Here is a 20439-nt window from a genome sequence, read left to right as displayed (position 1 = left end):
ACTTGATCCGGGACCTCTTGGTCATTGGTGTGATGAGGGCAGGCGAGGCCCCGGATCAGGTCCGGGGCGGGTGTTTTACACGGGCTTTCAGGCGATAAACGAAAACCCCAGCCATCAGGCCGGGGTTTCCATGTCATTTTCGATGTCCCGAAACAGGGATCAGATCGAGTCGTTGATCCAGCTTTGCAGCGCTGCTTTGGGCGCGGCGCCGGCACGGTTGGAGATTACCTGACCGTCTTTGAAGATGAACAGCGCCGGAATGCCACGCACGCCCATTGCGGCGGCGGACTGCGGGTTGCTGTCTACGTCTACTTTGACGATCTTTACTTTGCCTTCCATCTCTGCCGACAGCTCTTCGAGGGCTGGGCCGATCTGTTTACAGGGGCCGCACCATTCCGCCCAGAAGTCTACGACAACGGGAACATCGGAATTTTTGACTTCGGCTTCAAAGGTTGCATCGGTGGCAGCGACGGTGGCCATGGTGGTTCTCCTAGAGAAAGTTGAATGTGTCGTTGGGCAGAACGTAGGTATCCGGTTTCAGGAGGTCAAGACGCCGTCACCCCCACCAACGCCTCTGTGATCAATGTGTCAGGCAGTTCCATCAGCGTGGCGTTGCGCGTCCACAAGAGGGCGGTTTGTACCTGTCGATCCGGGTAAATCTGTTTCAACGCATGGGCATAGGCCCCCATCTGCCGCAATAGGCCCAGCGGGCAGTCTTGCGCTTTGGCGGGTACGGTGGCGTTTGTTTTGAAATCAACGGCCAGCACGCGATCCGGGGTGATCACCAGCCGGTCGATGGTGCCGTGAATACGCTGACCGTTCAGCGCGTCCAGATTTGCGGTGACCGACACCTCTGCCAGCGCAGAGGGATCAAACAATGGTTTCAGCGTTTCAGCTGTTAGAACCTGCGCCGCCTCTGCCAATAGGGCGGGATGATCGGCGGGATCGGCTGCATCCTCGCCACTGCTCAGCAGACGTGCGGTGCGCGCCGCCCAGTCTGCGGGCGGTGTTGCGGGCAGGTGTTCCAGCAACAGGTGGATCTGTCGCCCGCGTTTCTTCGCCGCCTCTTCATCAAGGCCCGCATCCCCCGCCAATGCCTTGGCCCCGCCAAGGTCGGAGGGGCTGAGCGTGTGATGCGTCGCCACTGGCGCTGCGGCCTCTGCCTGTGTCCAGTCGGGCAATATCACTGCGGTTTGCGCAGGTTTCGCGATAGTGGGCGCAAGGTCTGCGTTCCAATCCCCATGGCTCAACCGTTTACCGGTGCCGAAGGCATAGGGCTGTTCCGCAGCCCCCAACCGATCCATCGCGCCGCTGACCTGATCGTACCACGACCGGCCATCCTTGCCCAAATCGCCCGCTGCGGCGACGATCAGCCATTTTTCTGCCCGTGTCATCGCCACATACAGCAGGCGGTCGCGCTCTGCCTCTTCTGCGGCCAGCCGTGCATCGCGGGCTTCTTGCATCGCGGCGGGCATCTGGTCTGACCCCATGCGCCACATAACCTGACCGTCCTGTTCCAACAGATCATCGCGCAGTTGCACGCGGCGTTGGGCGGTGTCGGGCATGATGACAATCGGCGCCTCCAACCCCTTGGAGCCATGCACCGTCATCACCCGAATGCGGTCGGATGCGGCATCCATCTGACGCTTGATCTCCAGCTCGTCGGTTTCCATCCATTGCAGGAACCCGATCAGCGACGGAACGGCGTTACGCTCATAACTCAACGCTTGGGCGAGGAAGGCGTTGATGCCATCTTCGGCCTCGTCCCCCAGCCGCGCCAGCAGTTTGCGGCGCCCGTCGTGGCGGGTCAGGATGCGTTCGATCAGGTCATAGGGCCGCAGGAAATCGGCCTTGCTGCGCAGATCGTCCAGTACGGCCAGTTCCGCCGGAAACTCCGCCCGCCTGCCCCGCAGCGCCTGCCACAGGTGACGTTCCTTGCGCCGATGTGAGAGGTCAAACAATTGCTGTTCCCCCCAGCCAAAGAGCGGTGATTTCAGCGCCACGGCAAGGGAATAGCCGTCCTCTGGCGTGGCGAGGAAGGACATCAGCGCCGCCAGATCACGCACTGCCAGCTCGGCGCCCACCTTCAGCCGGTCGGCACCCGCGATGGCCAGTTTCTGTTCCTTGCAGGCGCGGATTACCTCAGCAAACAGCGCGGATCGACGTTGCACGAGGATGAGGAAATCGCCTTCGCTCACAGGACGCATCTGATAGGTGCCGGAGTGGCCAATTTCAGCTGGAATAGTGACTTTCTCATCCACCATGCGGCGGATTTCGCGGGCAATGCGGTCGGCCAGTTGCACGGTGTGGTGTTTCGCGCCCAGACGGTCGACGGGGGTTTCCCATTCGGTGTCCTCATCTTCCTGACTGGGATCGACCACGGGCCAAAGGTCCACACGGCCGGGCATCTGATCCTTGAACGCGCGATGTTCAGATCCGGCAGGGAAGCCAGAGGCATCGCGCCCCTGAAACACCTCATCCACCAGCGACAGGATCGCAGCAGAGGAGCGGAAGGAAAACTGCAATTCCATCGCGTTCAGCGGCTTGTCCGTGGCGTCCAGACGATCGGCAAATTCCGCCTGCATCCGGTCAAATTCACGCGGATCGGCGCCTTGGAACGAATAGATCGACTGTTTTTTATCGCCGACCACAAAGATCGTGCGTTCCTTGTCCGTGCGCGCGCCCTCGCCCGAGGTAAACTCCTGCGCCAAGAGTTCGATCACCTTCCACTGGGCGGGGCTGGTATCCTGCGCCTCATCCACCAGAATGTGATCAATGCCGCCATCCAAACGGTAGAGAACCCACGCGGCCACCGCCGGATCGGTCAGCAGATCGCGTGCCTTGAGGATCAGATCGTCGAAGTCGAGCCAGCCCATAAGCTGTTTGCGTCGCTCATAGGCGGGCAGGAACAGCGCGGCAAATTCGTGCAAGATGAGCGTTTTCTGCGCCGCAGCCAGCGCCAGACGGCGGGCGCGGGCATCTTCGACCCGGCGCATGAAATCGTCGAGTTTCGGCTGCAGCGTTCCCAGCGCGGTTTGGGTTTTCTTGGTCGGGAACTTGCCGATTTTCGCCCCATAGGGGGAGGCTGCGGTGCCGCCAAACAGGAACAGCTTTTCCAGCATCGGCAGGGTTTTCAGCGACAGTTCAGGGATCAGCCGCAGGGTTGTTGCGGCCTTTTGATCGGTGCTGCTGCCCGCATCTAGATAGGGCAAAAGGGCGGCGATCAGGTCGTCCTCATCCCCCAGAAAAACGTTCTTTTCCAGTGAAACAGTGTCGAAATCGGGCGGCAGATCGAACAGGGACATGACGCCCGGATGATCCAACGGTTCGGCCAAGGCGGCGCGTTTGTGGACGATGGCCGCCGTTAGGCCTTCAAAGTCCTCGCCGGAAAAATACTGCGCCAGACGTTGCACCACGGGGGCATGGTCGCCCTCTGCCAGCTCTTGCACAATCTCGGCCCGCAGTAGGGCGGCAGCGCGGTCTTCCATTTCGGCAAATTGGGGGCTGACGCGGGCCTCTAGCGGGAAACGCCGCAGCAGGGAGGAGCAGAAAGAGTGGATGGTCTGAATTTTCAACCCACCCGGCGTTTCAATCGCGCGGGCAAAGAGGGTGCGGGCACCGCGCAGATCCTCATCACTGACGTTACCGGCAACACCCAGATCGCTCAGCTGGTTGCGCAACGCGTCGTCGCCCAGCATCGCCCATTCGCCAAGGCGTTTGAACAGCCGGTTCTGCATCTCGGACGCGGCGGCCTTGGTGTAGGTCAGACACAGGATGTGTTGGGGTTGCACATCCTCTAGCAGCAGTCGCGCAACACGGTCGGTCAACACGCGGGTTTTGCCCGATCCCGCGTTGGCGGATAGCCAAGTGGAATGGTTGGGGCGCGCCGCCTGCACCTGTTTTTCGGTGGCTTCATTGCGCTGAATGACAGGACTATTCATGACAGATCCTCCGCCTCTGATGTGCTGGTCACATCCCATTCGCCAAAGCGCGACAGCTGGTCATATTCGGCAAAATCATCATCTTTGAACAGCGCACGCCGCGCGGTGTAGCCCTGTGTGGGGTCGAAATAGCGGGTGATCAGCTTTTCAAACTTCTCCCAGACACGCTCGACCGGTTCATCGTCTAGGGGCGCGTAGACCTCGGCCGGTTTGGCACCCAGACCGATGAACAGCGCGCGGGACACATCGGCAAAGCCCAGCTTTTCAAAGGCGCCCTGACTGACCATCGCTGCCTCTAGCAGCAACTGTTTGTTAAAGGCGATCTGCGCCTTGGCCGTGGGGGGCGTGCCGGTTTTGTAGTCATAGATGTGGGCGCGGCCCATATCGTCGATATCAATCCGGTCGGCGCGGGCGGTCAGGGTGAAATCCTGATCCTTCAGGCGCAGCTCGCCCTTCTCCTCAAAATACGTCGGCGTGGCACGTTTGCGGCGTTCGACCTCGGTTGCGACGAACCAATCGGCGATGCGGTGAATGCGCGCCTCCCACAGGGTGCGGGTATCAGGCCATGGCACGTTTTCGGCAAGGATCGCACCCGTCAGGCTGCGCAGATGGTCGGCGGTCATATGGGCAGGGTCGGCCTGTGTGTCGTCGATGAATTGTTCCAGCACCGTGTGGGTAACGATCCCGCGCAGCAGCGCATCCGGCGCGCGCATCAGCGGGTCCAGCGGACGCAGGCGCAGCACATGTTTGGCGTAGATCGCATAAGGGTCGCGGATCAGGCGCTGAATTTCGGTCACTGACAGTTTGCGCGGACGTGCGGCAACAGGCGGACGGGGCGAGGGGCGCGGGGCGGGGGCGGTTTTGCCCGGCTCCTCCAGTTTGCGCGCCATGGCCAGCCAGTCTTGGCCGCGTGAACGGGCGTCATCTAGCGCGTCAACGCCGCCCTGTTTCGGCAGGCCGGTCATCAGGTTCACCATCCGGTTCAGCCATCGTGATGGTACGGTTTCCGCATCATCGGATCGGACCGAACGTGTCAGCCACACCTCTGGCGCGCCAATCGCCTGTTGGAAATCATGCGCCGACAGGCCAATTCGCCGTTCCGGCAGCAACAGGCCCGCATCATGGCGCATTTTGCGGTTGAGCCACGGATCGGGACTGGGCACTTCCGGCCAAGCGGCCTCATTCAAACCACCCAGAATGACCAGATCAGCGCCCTGAACGCGGGCCTCCAGCGTGCCCCAGATCAGGATGTTCGGATGCGGTTCATCAGGGTTGCGCAATTCGCCCTGCGACAGCACCGCGCCGAACAGATCGGCGTAATCCAGCGGCGACAGTTCGCCGCCCGCATCGGCATCCTCTAGCAAGCGATCAACGGTGGCACGCGCGGCGCGGCCCGGTTGTTCCTGCCACAACTCGCTATCGCGTTCAGGGGCGCAGCCGGCGGCGATTTGTTCGGCCAGCGTCAGGTGCGCATCCAGATGCTGCGCCAGCATCTGCTTGCCGCCTTCATCACGGTTGAGGAAACACTCGATGATCCAGTTGACCCAAGGCTCCGCCATCTCTTCATCGCGTGCGATGGCCCAAGTGCGCAGTACCTCGGCATCAGGAAACGGCATGCCGCGGCGACGGATCATCAGTTCCAGCTCACGCGTTAATAGCAGGTGCTGACCGCGAGCGCCGCCGGTGTGACACAGCGGGTGCATCAATAGGACCAGCAAGGCCTCGGACGTCAATTTACGGTGGAATAGAGCCGAAACATGGCGCAGGAACCGCCCCGGCGCGGTCAGTTGCAGTGGGATACCTGCACTGTCGTCCGGTGTGATATTCCAACGACTGAGCGCGGCGCTGACCTGACGGGTCAGCATCCGATCAGGGGTGATGAGCGCGGCGGTTGTGCCCTCCTCCGCCGCTTGTCGCAGGCGCAGGGCAATGGCCAGCGCTTCGTCGCGTTGCGATTGCGCCTCGACCAATGTGACATTGGCAAATGCGTCAGCCAGATGCTCCAGCTTTGGCCCCTCTTCCAACCATTGATCGGTCACGGGGGCGGGGCGTAGGGCCAGTGACACCAGCTTGTTGCGGGCCACGCTGGGGGCGTGGTGGCCGTGCCATGGCTCCACCTCTTGCGGGGTCAGGTCCAGCTCATCCAGCAGTTTGGCGTAGCGGTATTGTGGGTGATCCTCGCTAGTTAGCGCGTCCTTTAGGTCCGCCCAGCCCTGCGGTGACATGTCGAAATCAAATCCGGGCAACACGATGGCCCCTTGCGGCAGTTTCGCCACCGCCTTCATCAGCAACATGGTGGTGCCGCGCGACCCTGTCGATCCCGCGATGATCAGCGGATGCTCTGGCGGCGCGACGGTCCAGTGATCGGCCAGCGCGTTTACCATCATCCGGGCGCGGGTTCCCTTATCCGGTGCCTCTAACGTGTCGCTGAAATAGTGCTGCACAATATCCAGAAAGCTGAGCGCGCGCTGCCAGTGGCCGCTTTCATCGCTGACATCCAGCTGGCGCAGCGCGTCGGGTTCAACGCCTTCGCCGTGCATTTCATCCAGCAGGGCGGCCAGACTGTCCGACAGATCATAGAGAGAGGCACGCGGCGCCAGATCTGGCTGACTGTCCAGTAGTTGCGACACCAGCTGTGTCAGTTCCAAACGGCGACGCAGGGGCGATACGGCGTCGGGCAGGTCAGGCAATGCGCGGGCGCTATCAAGTGTGCGGGCAGGATCGGTTACCAAACCCAGACGTGGCAGCAGTAGCGCGGGGCCAGCGTCAAAGACCTGCCGCACCCGCCGCGCCATACGGGTGGAGTTCACCAGCACATGGGCGCTGGCCAATGCCTCTGGCTGCGCGGGATCGGTGCGGGTCATCAATCCTTGCACCAGCGTTTTGGGGAAGTCCGCGCCAGAGGGCACGCCATAGACGCGGGGGCGATCGCTGGGCTTAAACATCGGTATCCTCCAACATCTGCTCGGCCAATTTCAGGCCGGCGGGATTGCCGACATCGCACCATGTGCCGGGGTAGGTGATGCCGTAGAGGCGCCCTGCCCCCAGCATCTGATCCCACAGCAGGTTCAGCGAAAACGCCGTCTGATCGATCAACGCCAGACCATCGGTTTTCAGGATTTGTACGCCGCCGTAAATCGCGCGTGCACCACGGGTCAGCTGGCCATTGTCAGCGCGGTGAAAATCGCCCTGCCCTTGATAGCCACGCGCCTGCGCGGGCGGGATCAGCACCATCAGCGCGTCCATCGTTTCGGGGTCCCATGCGGCGCGCAGCATCTCAATCGGATTCGGCCCCTGCCATATCGCGTCAGAGTTGAGGGTTAATACCGGCCCGGCTCCGATAAGCGACAGCGCGGCCTTCAGTCCACCGCCGGTTTCAAGGATCTCTGGCTCTTCGGCAAAGGTGATCTCTCGCCCTACCAGATGATCGCGGATCATTTGCCCGCGATAGTGCAGGTTGACCACGGTGTTGGGCACGCCAGCGCTGTCCACCAGATCCAGCGCATGATCAATCAGCGCGCGGCCGTTCACCGGCACCAACGGCTTCGGGCGATCAGCGGTCAGCGCGCCCATGCGGGTGCCAAATCCGGCGGCGAAGAGCATGACGGTATCGGGCATTCGATCAGACATCAGGGCGTTGGACATGTTCCGGCCTTCGCTTTCAATGTGGCGCAATACTCAGGGGTCGCCGCGGGCAGGTTTTGGATCAGAAACGGCGCCAATGGGGCGAGCGCAGGGTGGTCCAGATCGCGCAGGACATAGCCCCAGACGCGGGGCAGAAAATCGACGTAATGTGCCTTGCCGCCATGCAGACACAGTCGGGTCAACACACCAAGGATGCGCAGGTTGCGTTGTAGGCCCAGCGTGGCGTAGGCGGCGGTGAAACTGTCGCGCTCGATGCCCGTTTCGGACAGGTAATGGTCGATCATCTGTGCCTCGACCTCCGGCGCCACATCGCGGCGCGCATCCTGGAGGAGGGAGACGAGATCATAGGCCACATGCCCGGCTTTGGCGTCCTGAAAATCCAGCAGGCCCATCTGCGCCGCGCCTGCACGATCCGGCAGGTGGATCAAGTTTTCCGCATGATAATCGCGCAGGATCATGACCGAGGTGTTGTTGGCGTATTGCTGCAATATAGGCAGGAATAGGGTCGAAAACTGCTTCTGCAGCTGGGGCTGCACTGTGCCTTGGCCCAGATACCAATCCCATAGGGGCGCGATCAGATCGGACATGACGGTGGGGGTAAATGCCTCCACCCCCGCGGGCGCTGGTGAGCGGTGCAGGGTGATCAACACATCCGTTGCAGCGGTGTAGAGCGGGATCTGCACCGCCGGATCATCAGCCACTAAACGTGCCAGCAGGGCGTCGCCGAAATCCTCCAGCAGGAGGAAGCCGTTTTCGGGATCTGCAGCGAGGATTGCAGGCGCCGACAGGCCAAGCGCGTTGAGGTGGCCGGCGATTTGCACAAAGGGACGCACGTCTTCGCCACGATCTGGCGGGGCGTCCATCAGGACGGCGGAGCTGTCGCCCATATGCAGACGTTCGTAGCGCCGGTTTGAGGCATCGCCTGCCAGTGGGCGGCGTGTGGCATCTGCCCAGTCGGTTGTGGCCAGAAACGCGGGGATGCTGCGGGTCATGGTTTGATCCCGTCCAGCCGTGCATCCCAACGGGCATCCTGCCACGTCAGCACCAGATCGCGCGCCTCTTCGTCGGCCACAGAAAACGCCATGTGCAGGGCATTTTCGGGCGCCAGTTCCGCCAATCGGTCGGGCCATTCCACCAGACAGATCGCGGTTTCAAAGGCCTCTTCCAGCCCTAATTCGACCGCCTCATCTGGATCGGACAATCGGTAGAGGTCGCTGTGCCAAATTTCGCATCCCTGCCCGTCAAATTCAGGCCCGTCATAGACCTGTACCAGCGTAAAGGTGGGGGATGGGATATCCTCTACGTCTGCCATCAGGGATTGAATCAAGCTGCGGGCAAAATGGGTTTTTCCGGCGCCGATCCCACCCTCCAGCAAGAGGGTATCGCCGGGGCGCAGACGGGGGGCGAGGTGGCGCGCCAGATCGGCGGTGGCCTCAGCCGAAGGGAGGTGTAGGGACAGCATGGTCACAACAATATCGGTTGCGTCAGTCGCTGCAAGAGGCCGTTTCACCAATGGCTTGGCGCTGGGCGGATTTCACCAATTGAGCATGTGATCCGTTGATCCCGAAACAGATCAGTGTTGCCCCGTCCGGCAATTTGCGCACCCAGATTGAGCGTGGTGTGCCATCGTCCAGCGTGACGTGACACCCGGATAGTACCTCTGGCCCGATTTCTGCAACCTGTGCGGTCAATGCGTGCCAATCGATCCCATTCGCATCATGTTTCTGCCAGCGGGATATATTGTGCATCAGATCGGTGATCTGCTCTGGTCGTTGATCAATTTGAATGGCCCCATCACGGATGTCATCTGGCATGGGCCACTGGGCGTCATAGGCGGCATTTTTAAGGTGTAGCGTACCATTTGCAGAAAACACGGCGATTGGATGTGTGTATTGATCAAGTACGGATTGGTTCAGCTGCATATCTGCGCGGAACCGCCGGTTTAGCGACATTTCTGCGCTGATGTCTTCGAAGAGAAATACGATCGCCCCGTCAGGATGCGGGCGGCCGGAAATCCGATACATCTGGCCCGTTGGGAGGTTCCAGGTTTCCGTATACCGCCCATCCAGTGCCGCGTCCGTCAGGGCATCAAGGTTCTCGTGCCAGCTTTGGTAGTCGCGTGGTTCAGGCATCATCTGGGCGTCCCTCAGGGCGTCAAACAGGCTGCGCAAGCTGGGTTTTGAAGCAAGAAAGGCTGGTGCCAGACCTGTCAGATCGGTGAGGGCTGGATTGAACAGTGTCAGTTCTCGTTTGCGATCAAACACCGCCAACCCAATGGATAGCTGCGCAAAGGTTTTGGTCAGTGTCTGCACAAATTCGCGCTGCGTCTTTTCACTTTGGACGATGGCATTGATGTCAGTGGCGTAGTGCATTGTATGCAGTTCACTGCGCACCGCGTTGATTTCGTACCATAGGGTTTCCTGACCGGGTGCCAGCGCGACACAGGCGCGGTAACGGTCGCGTTGCAAACAGCCGCGTCCCGGCAATTGGAACAAATTTGGATAGTGTACCCCCTGCGCATCTTGCGTGATGTTTTGATCGCAGGCCTCCATCAGGTTTTGATAAGCGGTATTTGCCCAAAGAATGCGGCCATTGGTGGTGGTTTGCCAAATCGGATAGGGGGCGTTGTTTACCGCGTTGCGCAGCCGGCTAAGTTGCCCTTCCCAACCGCGCTGGCGGTATAGATCGGTCACACTGCGCGGGGCGATGGGGGTTTCTTTCAGGCGCAGGCGAATGCGTTCTCCTGCCTGCTCAATGTAGAGGCGCGATGTGCTGCCTGCATCCTGTGACTCTAGGATCATCGGCAACAGAACCGGCGTGTCTGGCTGATGAATGGGCATGGTCGGAAAGCGAAGAGAAAGCACTTGGTACACTGTGGTCCAGTTTCGGTTTGCCACACCGAATGAGGTTAAAAAAACCTCTCCCTCTTGATTGGTGTCGATCAGGACCTCGCCGTCGAACAGAAATACCGCGCAAGTTTCAGTAGAATTTACAGCCGCAGTCGTCGCAGAAGGTGCCCGCCGCATCGCTAAATACGCCAGAGCAGAGGTTGCCAACGAAGTGGTTCCGATAATTACGATATCGGCAAGTGTAATCACTGCGGTGCCTCCAAGATTGCCCAAGCTAGGCCTGCAACAGGCCCGTACTAGGGTTGTGTCTTGAAGGTTAACAAAAGGTTAACTTTCCAATGCCGCGCGTATTGTGGACCGGATTACCTGATACCCTCAGATTTCTAGCGGTTGGTTGGGGCCCAAATAGCCATCTTCACCTTTGTCTGGGGTTCCATCGATCTTGGCACGCGGCCACAGGACCTCTACCACTGCACCGCGTTTTTGTATGGCAGGGTGCGGCGGGGCGGCGGGGTCACTTGCGTTCGCAAAAATTAGTTCGGCGCCGGATCGTTCAAGCAAGGTTTTGGCGATGAACAGCCCCAAGCCCATACCTTCGTATTCAGGACGTTGTTGGGTGCTGTCGGTCTGTCTGCGTCGCCGCATCAGCGGGTCGCCGATCCGACCGATCAAGTGCGGTGGATAGCCGTTGCCGTCATCCATAATACGCACAGAAATGTGTTTTGCGGACCATTCGGCCTCGACCCAAACCTGACTGGCGGCAAAGTCGACGCCGTTCTGGATCAGGTTTCGCAAACCGTGGATCACTTCGGGGCGGCGCAGAACGATGGGCTGACTTTGGGGCGCGTCTGTGTCCGAATTGATTTCGAAATGTACTGTTTTGCCACGGCCCATATGTGGTTCAGCTGCTTCGCGCAGGACGGCTTCTAGCGGGGCGCGTTTCAGATGCAGGTCATCTTTGCCGGCGCGCCCCATAGACCGCATGATGTCGCGGCAGCGATCGGCCTGTTCGCGGATCAGGCGGGCATCTTCTTGTAGGTCGGGTCGATCGTCTAGGTCTTCGATCAACTCGGCGCTGGTCAGTTTGATGGTGGCCAGAGGCGTGCCCAACTCATGTGCGGCCGCAGCAACGACACCGCCGATATCGGTTAGTTTTTGTTCCCGACTCAGTGCCATATAGGTGGCCTGCAAAGCGTCGGACATCGCGTGCATTTCAGCCGTGACGCGCCGTGCATAGACGCCCAGAAACACAACAGCGATGACAATCGCCATCCAGTTTCCAAAAACAAAGATATCCGGCACCTGCAACACCTCACCACTTTGTAAGCGAAGCGGCAGGTGAAACTCGGTCAGCAGTGTCACCGCCAGCAACGTGGTGACGCCTAGAAAAATCGTGGCCTTTGTTGAAAATGCTGATGCCGACACCACAACAGGCCCAAGGATCAGGATAGAAAACGGATTGTGCAAACCGCCGGTTAGATAAAGAAGCAGTAAAAGCTGGACCAGATCAAAGAGAACCATAAGCAGGTTTTCGTTTTCTGTCAGTCGCTTAGCCTCTGGGAAGATAGACATCGCAACAAGGTTGCCAATCACCGATACGGATATCACCAACAGACAAAGGCCGATTTCCAGATCCAGATTCAGAACCTGTTGCGCCACCAGAATGGCGATCAACTGACCGCAAATCGCGCCCCAACGCAGCAATGTGATTGTGCGCAACTTGATCCAGTTGCCGCGATTGTGATCCTTGAGGATGTCAAATCCGCCGTCTGTCATGTACCTGCGCGCCTTCGTCCCGTTGATCTTTGTCAGCAGCTGTTAAATATGCACCTAAGATCAAACATAAGTTGCAGTACCCATAAAGGAAAACCAAATGAACCGCGCCTTGATTGCTTCGACCGCTGCTGTTGCTGCACTCGCCCTGTTGGGCGGCACATATTATGCCACGATGCGCACAGGCGACGCCTTGGCAGAGTGCCGCACCTCCTCTGTTGCAGGCGGGGCGATTGGCGGGCCATTTGAATTGGTGAATGCTGATGGGCAAACTGTGACCGATAAGGACGTGATCACCGCGCCGACGCTGGTTTATTTCGGCTACACCTTCTGCCCTGATGTGTGCCCCTTTGACGCGGCGCGCAACGGTGAGGCCGTCACCATGCTGGAAGAGCGTGGTCACACGATCAATTCGGTCTTCATCTCGGTGGATCCTGAACGGGATACCCCCGAAACAGTAAGCGATTATGCCAGCTACATGCACCCGCGTATGGTGGGCCTGACCGGCAGTCCTGAACAGGTGAAAGTGGCCTCAAAGGCCTATAAAACTTACTATAAAAAACAACTGCCTGAGGATGGGGACAACGAATATTATCTGGTCGACCACTCTACCTTCACCTATCTCATGTTCCCAGAGACAGGATTTGCAGAGTTCTATCGCCGCGAAGCGACGTCTGAACAGATCGCCGATTCTGTTGAGTGTTTTATCGAGAATATGTGACCCACGGTTCAGGGCAGAGGTTTGACGGGGCTGTATGGCGCCTATAGAACCAAATGAAACAGGACGCGCGAAGGTAGATTAATCATGGCAGATCCGCTGCAGGACGTTGGCGAAGATAAGACGCTGTTGTTGCTTGATGACGATGAGCCGTTTCTGAAACGATTGGCCAAGGCGATGGAAAAACGCGGTTTTGAGGTGGAAACCGCCGGTTCTGTCGCCGCAGGCAAAGCCATCGCCACCGCACGCCCCCCGGCTTATGCGGTGTGTGACCTGCGTCTAGAGGATGGCAATGGTCTGGATGTGGTAGAGGTGCTGCGCGAAAAGCGTCCCAATTGCAGGATCGTGGTTCTGACCGGCTATGGTGCGATTGCCACGGCTGTGGCGGCGGTGAAAATCGGCGCGACGGACTATCTGTCAAAACCTGCGGATGCCACCGACATCACCAATGCGCTACTGGCGAACGGTGACGAACTGCCGCCGCCGCCGGAAAACCCGATGAGTGCGGATCGTGTGCGTTGGGAGCATATCCAGCGTGTCTATGAGCTGTGCGATCGCAACGTGTCGGAAACTGCCCGCCGGCTGAACATGCACCGCCGTACCCTACAGCGCATTCTGGCCAAACGCAGCCCGCGCTAATTGAAAGCCGAGATGAGGTGATCAATTGCCGCGCGCACATGGCGCGGCATCAGATGCCGGTCGGGATAGACGATCCAATGCGACCGACTGCGATCCTCGAACGGTGTTAGGATCGCCTGCGCCTCGCCGCGATCAATCAGCGGCTGCACATTGGTGATCGGCGAATAGGCGATGCCAAAGCCACGGCGCACCCCCTCTAGCATCAAGGGCACGTTGTTGGTGCGCATCCGCCCGCTGACGCGCACGTCCAGTGGCTTGTCTGTTTCCGGATCCTGAAACCGCCAGACGTCATTGTTCGCCACCAGACAGGAATGGCCTGCCAGATCCTTCGGCGTTTGCGGCGTGCCGTGGTCGCGCAGATAGTCGGCAGAGGCGACGCAGGCCAAACGGTGATCCACCAGCTTGCGCGCGATCAGGGAACTGTTGCGCAACACGCCGTAGCGCAGGGCAAAATCATAGCCTTCTGCCACCAGATCAATGGTGCGATTGTTGAAATCCAGATCCAGCGTGATCTGCGGGTGTGCGGCGGCAAAGTCCAACAGCAGTGGTGCCAGCGTATGTTCGGCAAACGGACCAGCGGCGGACACACGGATATTGCCGCTAAGCGCCGCGTTCTGCCCGCCGACGCTTTGATTGGCGTCCTGCAAGGCGGTGATCAGGTGATCCACCTGCGCCAGATAATCGGCGCCCACCTCTGTCAGGCGCACGCTGCGGGTGGTGCGCGCCAGCAGTTTCACCCCCAACCGCTGTTCCAACGCGCTGATCTGGCGCGACACATGAGAGGTGGATACATGCAGCCGCTGTGCCGCCGCGGTGAAGCTGCCGGTTTGGGCGACCACGGAAAATTCTTCTACCCCGTCCCAGATTGCCATGGACGCCCTCAACTGTTGTTTGTCTGCAAAAGAGTGTTGCAGAATAGGCGTCTTGTTTCACATGGGCAACGATAATTAGGTCTTTTGCGAAACGGCCAGTGATGTGGCTGTCTGTGAAAGGAACCTGTCTGATGTCGAAGAAAATCCTTGTTGTGCTGACCTCGCACGATCAACTGGGCACCACTGGTGAGAAAACCGGTTTCTGGCTGGAAGAGCTGGCCGCGCCCTACTACGCCTTTGTCGATGCGGGGTTTGAGCTGACGCTGGCGTCGCCCAAAGGGGGGCTGCCGCCGCTGGACCCCAAGAGCAATGAGCCTGATTTCCAAACCGAACACACCCACCGCTTTGAGGCAGATGCCAAGGCGACGACCGCGCTGAACACCACCGTGAAACTGGCGGATGTGGCTGCGGATGACTTTGACGCCATCTTCTACCCCGGTGGTCACGGCCCGATGTGGGATCTGGTGGACGATGCGCAGTCGATTGCACTGATCGAAGGTTTCTTTGCCGCCGGTAAACCTGTCGGTGCGGTCTGCCACGGCCCGATCGTGTTTGCGAACACCAAAGAGGGGAATGGCGACTATATCGTCAAAGGCCGCAAAGTGACCGGTTTCTCCAACACTGAGGAAGAGGCGGTGGGCCTGACCAACGTGGTGCCGAACCTGTTGGAAGATCTGTTGATTGAACGCGGTGGCGACTATTCCAAAGGTGACGATTGGATGCCTTATGCAGTTCAGGACGCGAACCTGATCACCGGTCAGAACCCCAACTCCTCCGTTGCGGTTGCCGATCTGATCGTGAAGGCGCTGTCCTAAGGCGGCGTTGATCCTGCGAGTCTCTATTTAGATGTCCCGCCCAACAGGTACTGTTGGGCCGCGCCGTTCCGCCCCACGGGGCGGCGCGTTCACGCCACCCCTCGGAACGGCGCTAGTACATCGCCCCTTGGCGGCTGAACAATTGGATCAATCTAGATCAAAGCGGGTCAGCATCTGGTTGACCCGCTGCCCATTGGCCAGCGTCACACCTTCTAGCAACTGATAGTCACGAAATCCGCGGCTTTGATAGTAGGCGCGCCCGCCTGCGTTGTCGGTGCGAATGCAGGCGCAGATCCAACTATACCCCAGATCCCGCGCCGCCTGCGCGGTGGCGGTGAACAACGCCGACCCCACACCCAGTTGCTGACGCCCCTGCCCGACAAATGTGGCGATATCACAGGCCTCTGGCGGTAGGCCTGCATAGGGGTTGATGTGCTGAAAACCGGCAATCTCCCCCGCCACCTCTGCCACGAACCATGCGGAACGATCTGCGTCCCGCGCCATCATCGCCGCCATATCCTGCGCGTCGACCGGCGTGGTCATCGCGGTGGTACCCCCTGCCCTGATGATATCCGACAACACCCGTGCCATCGGGCCGATGTCAAAGGCGACGGGGGGACGGATAGCGGGATCAGAGCGCATTCAGCAGCGTTTGGTGACGAGCGGTGAAATCCCCGCGCACCTCAACAGGGGGACGCAGGCGTATGGTCAGCCCGTCGATCAATGCGGGATCGACCTTGCCAAAGAACTTGTTTGCCTCTGCCTCGGTGAAACCGGCGATTTGGGTGGCTTCCATCCAGGCGCTGACCTTGTCGGCGCGTTTAATCTGGCGTTTCACCTTCACCGGAATTGCGGCAGGCAGGCCGAAACGGATGTGGATTGCGGCGGTCAGGCGTTTGTCCAGATCGTCGTAACCGGGGCCGACAGCGGCCTTTACCGGTGAAATCATGTCCCCGATGACATATTCCGGCGCGTCGTGCAGCAGGGCGGCCAGATGCCATTTGGTCGGCTGACCGGGGTACATGCGGCCAAACAACTCCTCCACCAGTAGCGAGTGTTCGGCGACCGAATAGGCGAAATCGCCCGCCGTCTGCCCGTTCCAGCGCGCAACAAAGGCCAGACCGTGTGCGATATCCTCAATCTCGACATCCACGGGGGTGGGGTCCAGCAGGTCAAGGCGGCGGCCAGACAGCATGCGTTGCCATGCGCGGGGTGTTTTCGGGGGCATTTCGGCGGTGTCCTTTGGTGTGGACCCTAGCAGTAGCGCCCTGCCCTGCACCGCGCAACGCTGTGGGCTGTTTGTCATGAATGTTTCAACACCGCCACGGCGATGTGTTGGCCCGTGTGGGCCCCAGATATCGTAATTGGACCCCCTATTTCCTATATTTAGTGTAGACGGCCGGGCAGGTGGTCCGGTCGGCTGAACCAGCATGACCAGAAAGGAAGCCCGATGTTCAAACGTCTTTTGTCAACCGCGGTGGTCTTTGGGACCGCTGCACTTGCCCCGCCTGCGGTATCGCAGACCCCTACCCCATCTGCTGCACCAGAGGTGCAATCACAGGCTGCATCCGATGTCAGCTGCATGAGCCGCGATCGATTGGTTCACAGCCTGACCCAACGCTATGGCGAAGATCTGTTGGGGCGTGGATTGCAAACCCCTGAAACTCTGCTGGAAATCTGGAGTTCGGACAGCACCGGCAGCTTTACCATTTTTGTGACAAATCCCAGCGGTCAGGCCTGCATTGTTGCCACCGGAGAAAACTGGATTGGCTATGATTTGCCGCTGAAAGGTGTGTCCAGTTGACGCCGATTAGGCACCTGCGCGCCTTATTTTGCCCGCCAAACTGTTAAAATCAGCGTTTTTTAACGCACGAACACTCTCTTTTTGAGGGGAAGACATCATAAAGTTTGGGTTTAAAAAAGCCCCCGTCTTTCCAAAACCTTAGCCCTGCATTTCAGGGATAAAGTCGGCGTCAATTCCCCGTCGCATGTCAAAAAAGGCGTCATTTAATCGCCATGCGCCCATAAGAGAGCGCGAAAAAACGCCAGATTTGACGTACTATTTATGTGAACCCGATGCTGATCCGACGTCCTCCTCCCCGTCGGCACCGCGACCCCTCCCAAAGCGTTGTGCCGGATCGCATCGGGTTCAAACCAAGGAGTTTGTGTTATGAGTACAAAGGCCCCCCGTTCCTTCTTTATTCCCGCTCTGATTGCTGCGGCGACGGCCATCGGGCCCCTGCCCGCACTGTCGCAATCTGCCCCGTCAGCGAGTTCTGCACCAAAGTGCCTGCAGCGCAGTATTTTGGTCGAAAGGCTGGAAAGTCGCTATAATGAACAACTGTCTGGCGGCGGATTGCAGAGCGCGCAACAGCTGCTAGAGGTCTGGACATCGCCGCAAACCGGCAGTTTCACCGTTTTCATCACCCGCGCTGATGGGCTGGCCTGTATCATGGCAACTGGTCAAAATTGGTCCTCGAGTGCAGCAACCACTGCTAAAGGTGTAAAAAGCTAACAAAGAATAGGCCTTTCTGCCTAAAGACACGTTGCCGGGTAGGGGGTCGGGTGCTATCTGCCTTGCCAAACTTCGTATGAGGAACCTCGCAGATGGCGAACGACTATATTGTTAAGGACATCAGCCTTGCCGACTTTGGCCGCAAAGAGCTGGACATTGCTGAAACCGAAATGCCGGGCCTGATGGCGCTGCGGGAAGAGTATGGCGAAGAGAAGCCGCTGAAAGGCGCGCGCATCGTTGGCTCTCTGCACATGACCATCCAGACCGCCTGCCTGATCGAAACGCTGGTGGCGCTAGGTGCGGATGTGCGTTGGGCATCCTGCAACATCTTCTCGACCCAGGATCACGCTGCAGCGGCGATCGCGGCGGCAGACATTCCGGTCTTTGCGATCAAAGGTCAGTCCTTGGAAGAGCATTGGGATTACCTCGACAAATCCTTCATGTTTGCCGAAGGCCCGAACATGATCCTTGACGATGGTGGCGATGCAACGCTGTACGTTCTGCTGGGCGCCCGTGCCGAAGCGGGCGAAGACATCATCCCCGTGCCGCAGTCCGAAGAAGAAGCGGTGATCAAAGCACAGATCGCCAAGCGTATGGCGGCAAGCCCCGGCTGGTTCACCAAAACCCGCGACGCGATCATGGGTGTATCCGAGGAAACCACCACCGGCGTGCACCGTCTATACGAACTGCAGAAAAACGGCCAGCTGCCGTTCCCTGCGATCAACGTGAACGACAGCGTGACCAAGTCGAAGTTCGACAACAAATACGGCTGTAAGGAATCGCTGGTCGACGGCATCCGCCGCGCCACCGACACCATGCTGGCCGGTAAGGTTGCTGTGGTTTGTGGCTATGGCGACGTTGGCAAAGGCTCTGCCGCATCGCTGCAAGGCGCCGGTGCCCGTGTGAAAGTGACCGAAGCCGACCCGATCTGCGCCCTGCAGGCTGCCATGGACGGGTTTGAGGTTGTCCTGCTGGAAGAGGCGCTGGACGCAGATGTGTTCATCACCACCACCGGCAACAAAGACATCATCCGCATCGAGCATATGCGCGAGATGAAGGATATGGCGATCGTTGGCAACATCGGCCACTTCGACAATGAAATTCAGGTTGCCGCGCTGAAAAACCACAAGTGGACCAACATCAAGGATCAGGTTGACATGATCGAGATGCCCTCGGGCTCGCGCATCATTCTGCTGTCCGAAGGTCGTCTGCTGAACCTTGGCAACGCCACAGGTCACCCGTCGTTTGTGATGTCGGCGTCCTTCACCAACCAGGTGCTGGCGCAGATCGAACTGTTCACCAAGGGTGACAACTACGACAACGAGGTTTACATCCTGCCCAAGCATCTGGATGAAAAAGTGGCGGCGCTGCACCTCGCCAAAGTGGGCGCCAAGCTGACCAAGCTGTCCTCGGAACAGGCGGCCTACATCGGCGTCACCCCCGAAGGTCCGTTCAAGCCGGAACACTACCGCTACTAAGCGGCGCAAGGGCAGGGGGATTTGATGAAACATCGCCTGCTGCCCCTATATGTTTTGCTGTCGGCGGTCCTTTGGGCCGCCGCTGGCGTTTCTGTCGCCGCTGATTCCGCGCGCGTTAAGGGCGGGGTGGAAGAGATCCGGTATTACGACATCTCTTCGCTGAAACTGCACAACATCCGCCGCGAATTGGCCCGCAAAGGGCCGCGAGGATATTGGGCCTATGCGCAGTGGTGGGTGTCATGGTCTGCGCGGTGCGAGGTCACGTTGACCCTGACCATCGACATGCCGCGCCACACACGGCTGGACGATATGTCCCCGGATCTGCGCCGCGAATGGTTGCGGATGACCGATGCGTTGCTGGATCACGAACGGATGCACCTGGATCATGGGCGTCAGGCGGCGGCAGAGATTGCCGCTGACAATTGCAGAACGCCATACGCCATCATTGACCGCTGGGCCGCTGAGGACGTCGCGTTGGACCGACGCACGAACCATGGCCGCACGGATGGTGTTTACCTGCCTTAACCTTCCCTTGATGTGGTGGGGGGAAAATTTGGCGCAAATTTTCCTTTTGGCGTTGCGGTTGCCTCGGCTACCGTTGCCTTGCCTTTGGGCGGGATTTTCAACGGGTGCGGGGCAGGGCGCGGTAAAAACGGCAAGTCCCCAGCCAATTTTAGGAGAAGATGATGGGAAAACGAGACGATTTGATTGCGCAATACGCTGAGGACCTGCGCCAGAAATGCGGCATGGAACCGGATATGGACCTGCTGACCAAAGTGACCATCGGCTGTGGTCCGGCGATTTACAACGCCGATGCCTCCACCGTGGCTGCCAGCCAGCCTGAGGAACTTGAGACGGTCAAAAACAACTTCCTCATCAAGAAGCTGGCGTTGGATGATGGCCCCGCGTTGATGGAGGCGATTAACAGCGTGATCGAAACCTATGGCCGGTCTGAGCGGAACAAGTACCGCGCCGTGGTCTACTACATGCTGGTCAAGCATTTCGGTAAAGAAGCGCAGTACGTTTGATCCTGAGTGTGTCGCACAGACGCAATCTGTAACGCACTGAAACAATGCGCCGCTGCTTAGCGGCGCATTCCTGCCGAGGTGCTGGACAGCTTGCACCGCCCCGCCTAGGAAGGCGGCACTAGCACAATACAGAAAGACCCCACAGTGACCAAAACAGCGGCGGCTA

19 protein-coding genes are annotated in these 20439 nt (G+C 59.2%); 8 read left to right on the top strand and 11 right to left on the bottom strand.

What is annotated here, in order from left to right:
- Positions 1-159: 159 nt before the first annotated feature.
- From trxA to regB, 8 genes are all read right to left on the bottom strand, one after another.
- The gene (gene trxA, locus TM5383_RS13275; RefSeq protein ID WP_058319534.1) at positions 160-480 is read right to left on the bottom strand and encodes a thioredoxin; all 321 of its coding nucleotides are present in this window, start codon (positions 478-480) and stop codon (positions 160-162) included.
- A 65-nt stretch (positions 481-545) separates the two neighbouring features.
- Positions 546-3941, bottom strand: coding sequence for a double-strand break repair helicase AddA (gene addA, locus TM5383_RS13270; RefSeq protein ID WP_058319533.1), 3396 nt, complete (start codon positions 3939-3941; stop codon positions 546-548).
- Positions 3938-6886, bottom strand: a complete 2949-nt coding sequence (gene addB, locus TM5383_RS13265; protein ID WP_058319532.1) for a double-strand break repair protein AddB — start codon at positions 6884-6886, stop codon at positions 3938-3940. Before addB ends, addA begins: the two co-directional genes overlap by 4 nt.
- The gene (locus TM5383_RS13260) at positions 6879-7571 is read right to left on the bottom strand and encodes a nucleotidyltransferase family protein (protein WP_231725160.1); all 693 of its coding nucleotides are present in this window, start codon (positions 7569-7571) and stop codon (positions 6879-6881) included. The genes addB and TM5383_RS13260 overlap by 8 nt, the downstream gene beginning before the upstream one ends.
- Entirely contained in the window at positions 7571-8578 is a 1008-nt protein-coding gene (locus TM5383_RS13255) for an aminoglycoside phosphotransferase family protein (protein ID WP_058319531.1), read from the bottom strand. Before TM5383_RS13255 ends, TM5383_RS13260 begins: the two co-directional genes overlap by 1 nt.
- Positions 8575-9048, bottom strand: a complete 474-nt coding sequence (gene tsaE / locus TM5383_RS13250) for a tRNA (adenosine(37)-N6)-threonylcarbamoyltransferase complex ATPase subunit type 1 TsaE (RefSeq protein WP_058319577.1) — start codon at positions 9046-9048, stop codon at positions 8575-8577. The genes TM5383_RS13255 and tsaE overlap by 4 nt, the downstream gene beginning before the upstream one ends.
- A gap of 22 nt (positions 9049-9070) precedes the next feature.
- Positions 9071-10426 (bottom strand): PAS-domain containing protein, encoded by a 1356-nt coding sequence (locus TM5383_RS13245; RefSeq protein ID WP_058319530.1) that lies wholly within the window; start codon positions 10424-10426, stop codon positions 9071-9073.
- Between the two features lie 384 nt (positions 10427-10810).
- Entirely contained in the window at positions 10811-12211 is a 1401-nt protein-coding gene (gene regB / locus TM5383_RS13240) for a sensor histidine kinase RegB (RefSeq protein WP_058319529.1), read from the bottom strand.
- Between the two features lie 97 nt (positions 12212-12308).
- On the opposite strand from regB, the gene TM5383_RS13235 reads away from it, so the two are divergent.
- Complete coding sequence (locus tag TM5383_RS13235) at positions 12309-12929, top strand: SCO family protein (protein ID WP_058319528.1); 621 nt, start codon at positions 12309-12311, stop codon at positions 12927-12929.
- Between the two features lie 84 nt (positions 12930-13013).
- The gene (locus TM5383_RS13230; protein WP_058319527.1) at positions 13014-13565 is read left to right on the top strand and encodes an ActR/PrrA/RegA family redox response regulator transcription factor; all 552 of its coding nucleotides are present in this window, start codon (positions 13014-13016) and stop codon (positions 13563-13565) included.
- Here TM5383_RS13230 and TM5383_RS13225 read toward each other — a convergent pair.
- On the bottom strand, positions 13562-14437 hold the full coding sequence (locus tag TM5383_RS13225; RefSeq protein ID WP_058319526.1) for a LysR family transcriptional regulator: 876 nt from the start codon (positions 14435-14437) through the stop codon (positions 13562-13564). The genes TM5383_RS13230 and TM5383_RS13225 overlap by 4 nt on opposite strands.
- 131 nt (positions 14438-14568) lie before the next feature.
- Here TM5383_RS13225 and TM5383_RS13220 point away from each other — a divergent pair, with 131 nt between their 5' ends.
- On the top strand, positions 14569-15252 hold the full coding sequence (locus TM5383_RS13220; RefSeq protein ID WP_058319525.1) for a type 1 glutamine amidotransferase domain-containing protein: 684 nt from the start codon (positions 14569-14571) through the stop codon (positions 15250-15252).
- Positions 15253-15399: 147 nt separating this feature from the next.
- Here TM5383_RS13220 and TM5383_RS13215 read toward each other — a convergent pair whose 3' ends face one another.
- Both TM5383_RS13215 and TM5383_RS13210 read right to left on the bottom strand, forming a co-directional pair.
- Positions 15400-15894, bottom strand: coding sequence for a GNAT family N-acetyltransferase (locus TM5383_RS13215; RefSeq protein WP_058319524.1), 495 nt, complete (start codon positions 15892-15894; stop codon positions 15400-15402).
- On the bottom strand, positions 15884-16480 hold the full coding sequence (locus TM5383_RS13210; protein ID WP_058319523.1) for an HD domain-containing protein: 597 nt from the start codon (positions 16478-16480) through the stop codon (positions 15884-15886). Before TM5383_RS13210 ends, TM5383_RS13215 begins: the two co-directional genes overlap by 11 nt.
- A gap of 222 nt (positions 16481-16702) precedes the next feature.
- On the opposite strand from TM5383_RS13210, the gene TM5383_RS13205 reads away from it, so the two are divergent.
- The 5 genes from TM5383_RS13205 to TM5383_RS13185 all read left to right on the top strand — a co-directional run bounded on the left by TM5383_RS13205 (position 16703) and on the right by TM5383_RS13185 (position 20273).
- Complete coding sequence (locus tag TM5383_RS13205; RefSeq protein WP_058319522.1) at positions 16703-17056, top strand: hypothetical protein; 354 nt, start codon at positions 16703-16705, stop codon at positions 17054-17056.
- 366 nt (positions 17057-17422) lie between these two features.
- Positions 17423-17767: a hypothetical protein gene (locus tag TM5383_RS13200; RefSeq protein ID WP_058319521.1), complete on the top strand. Its 345-nt coding sequence runs from the start codon at positions 17423-17425 to the stop codon at positions 17765-17767.
- Between the two features lie 92 nt (positions 17768-17859).
- Entirely contained in the window at positions 17860-19245 is a 1386-nt protein-coding gene (gene ahcY / locus TM5383_RS13195; protein ID WP_058319520.1) for an adenosylhomocysteinase, read from the top strand.
- A 24-nt stretch (positions 19246-19269) separates the two neighbouring features.
- The gene (locus TM5383_RS13190) at positions 19270-19770 is read left to right on the top strand and encodes a DUF922 domain-containing protein (protein ID WP_058319519.1); all 501 of its coding nucleotides are present in this window, start codon (positions 19270-19272) and stop codon (positions 19768-19770) included.
- Positions 19771-19931: 161 nt separating this feature from the next.
- The gene (locus TM5383_RS13185; RefSeq protein WP_058319518.1) at positions 19932-20273 is read left to right on the top strand and encodes a DUF2853 family protein; all 342 of its coding nucleotides are present in this window, start codon (positions 19932-19934) and stop codon (positions 20271-20273) included.
- Positions 20274-20439 lie beyond the last annotated feature (166 nt).

The organism is Thalassovita mediterranea (genome assembly GCF_001458435.1).
In the GTDB taxonomy this organism is placed as follows: Bacteria; Pseudomonadota; Alphaproteobacteria; order Rhodobacterales; family Rhodobacteraceae; genus Thalassobius; species Thalassobius mediterraneus.
Note: the sequence above shows the minus strand (reverse complement) of the source record. Positions and strands in the feature narration are given on the sequence as shown.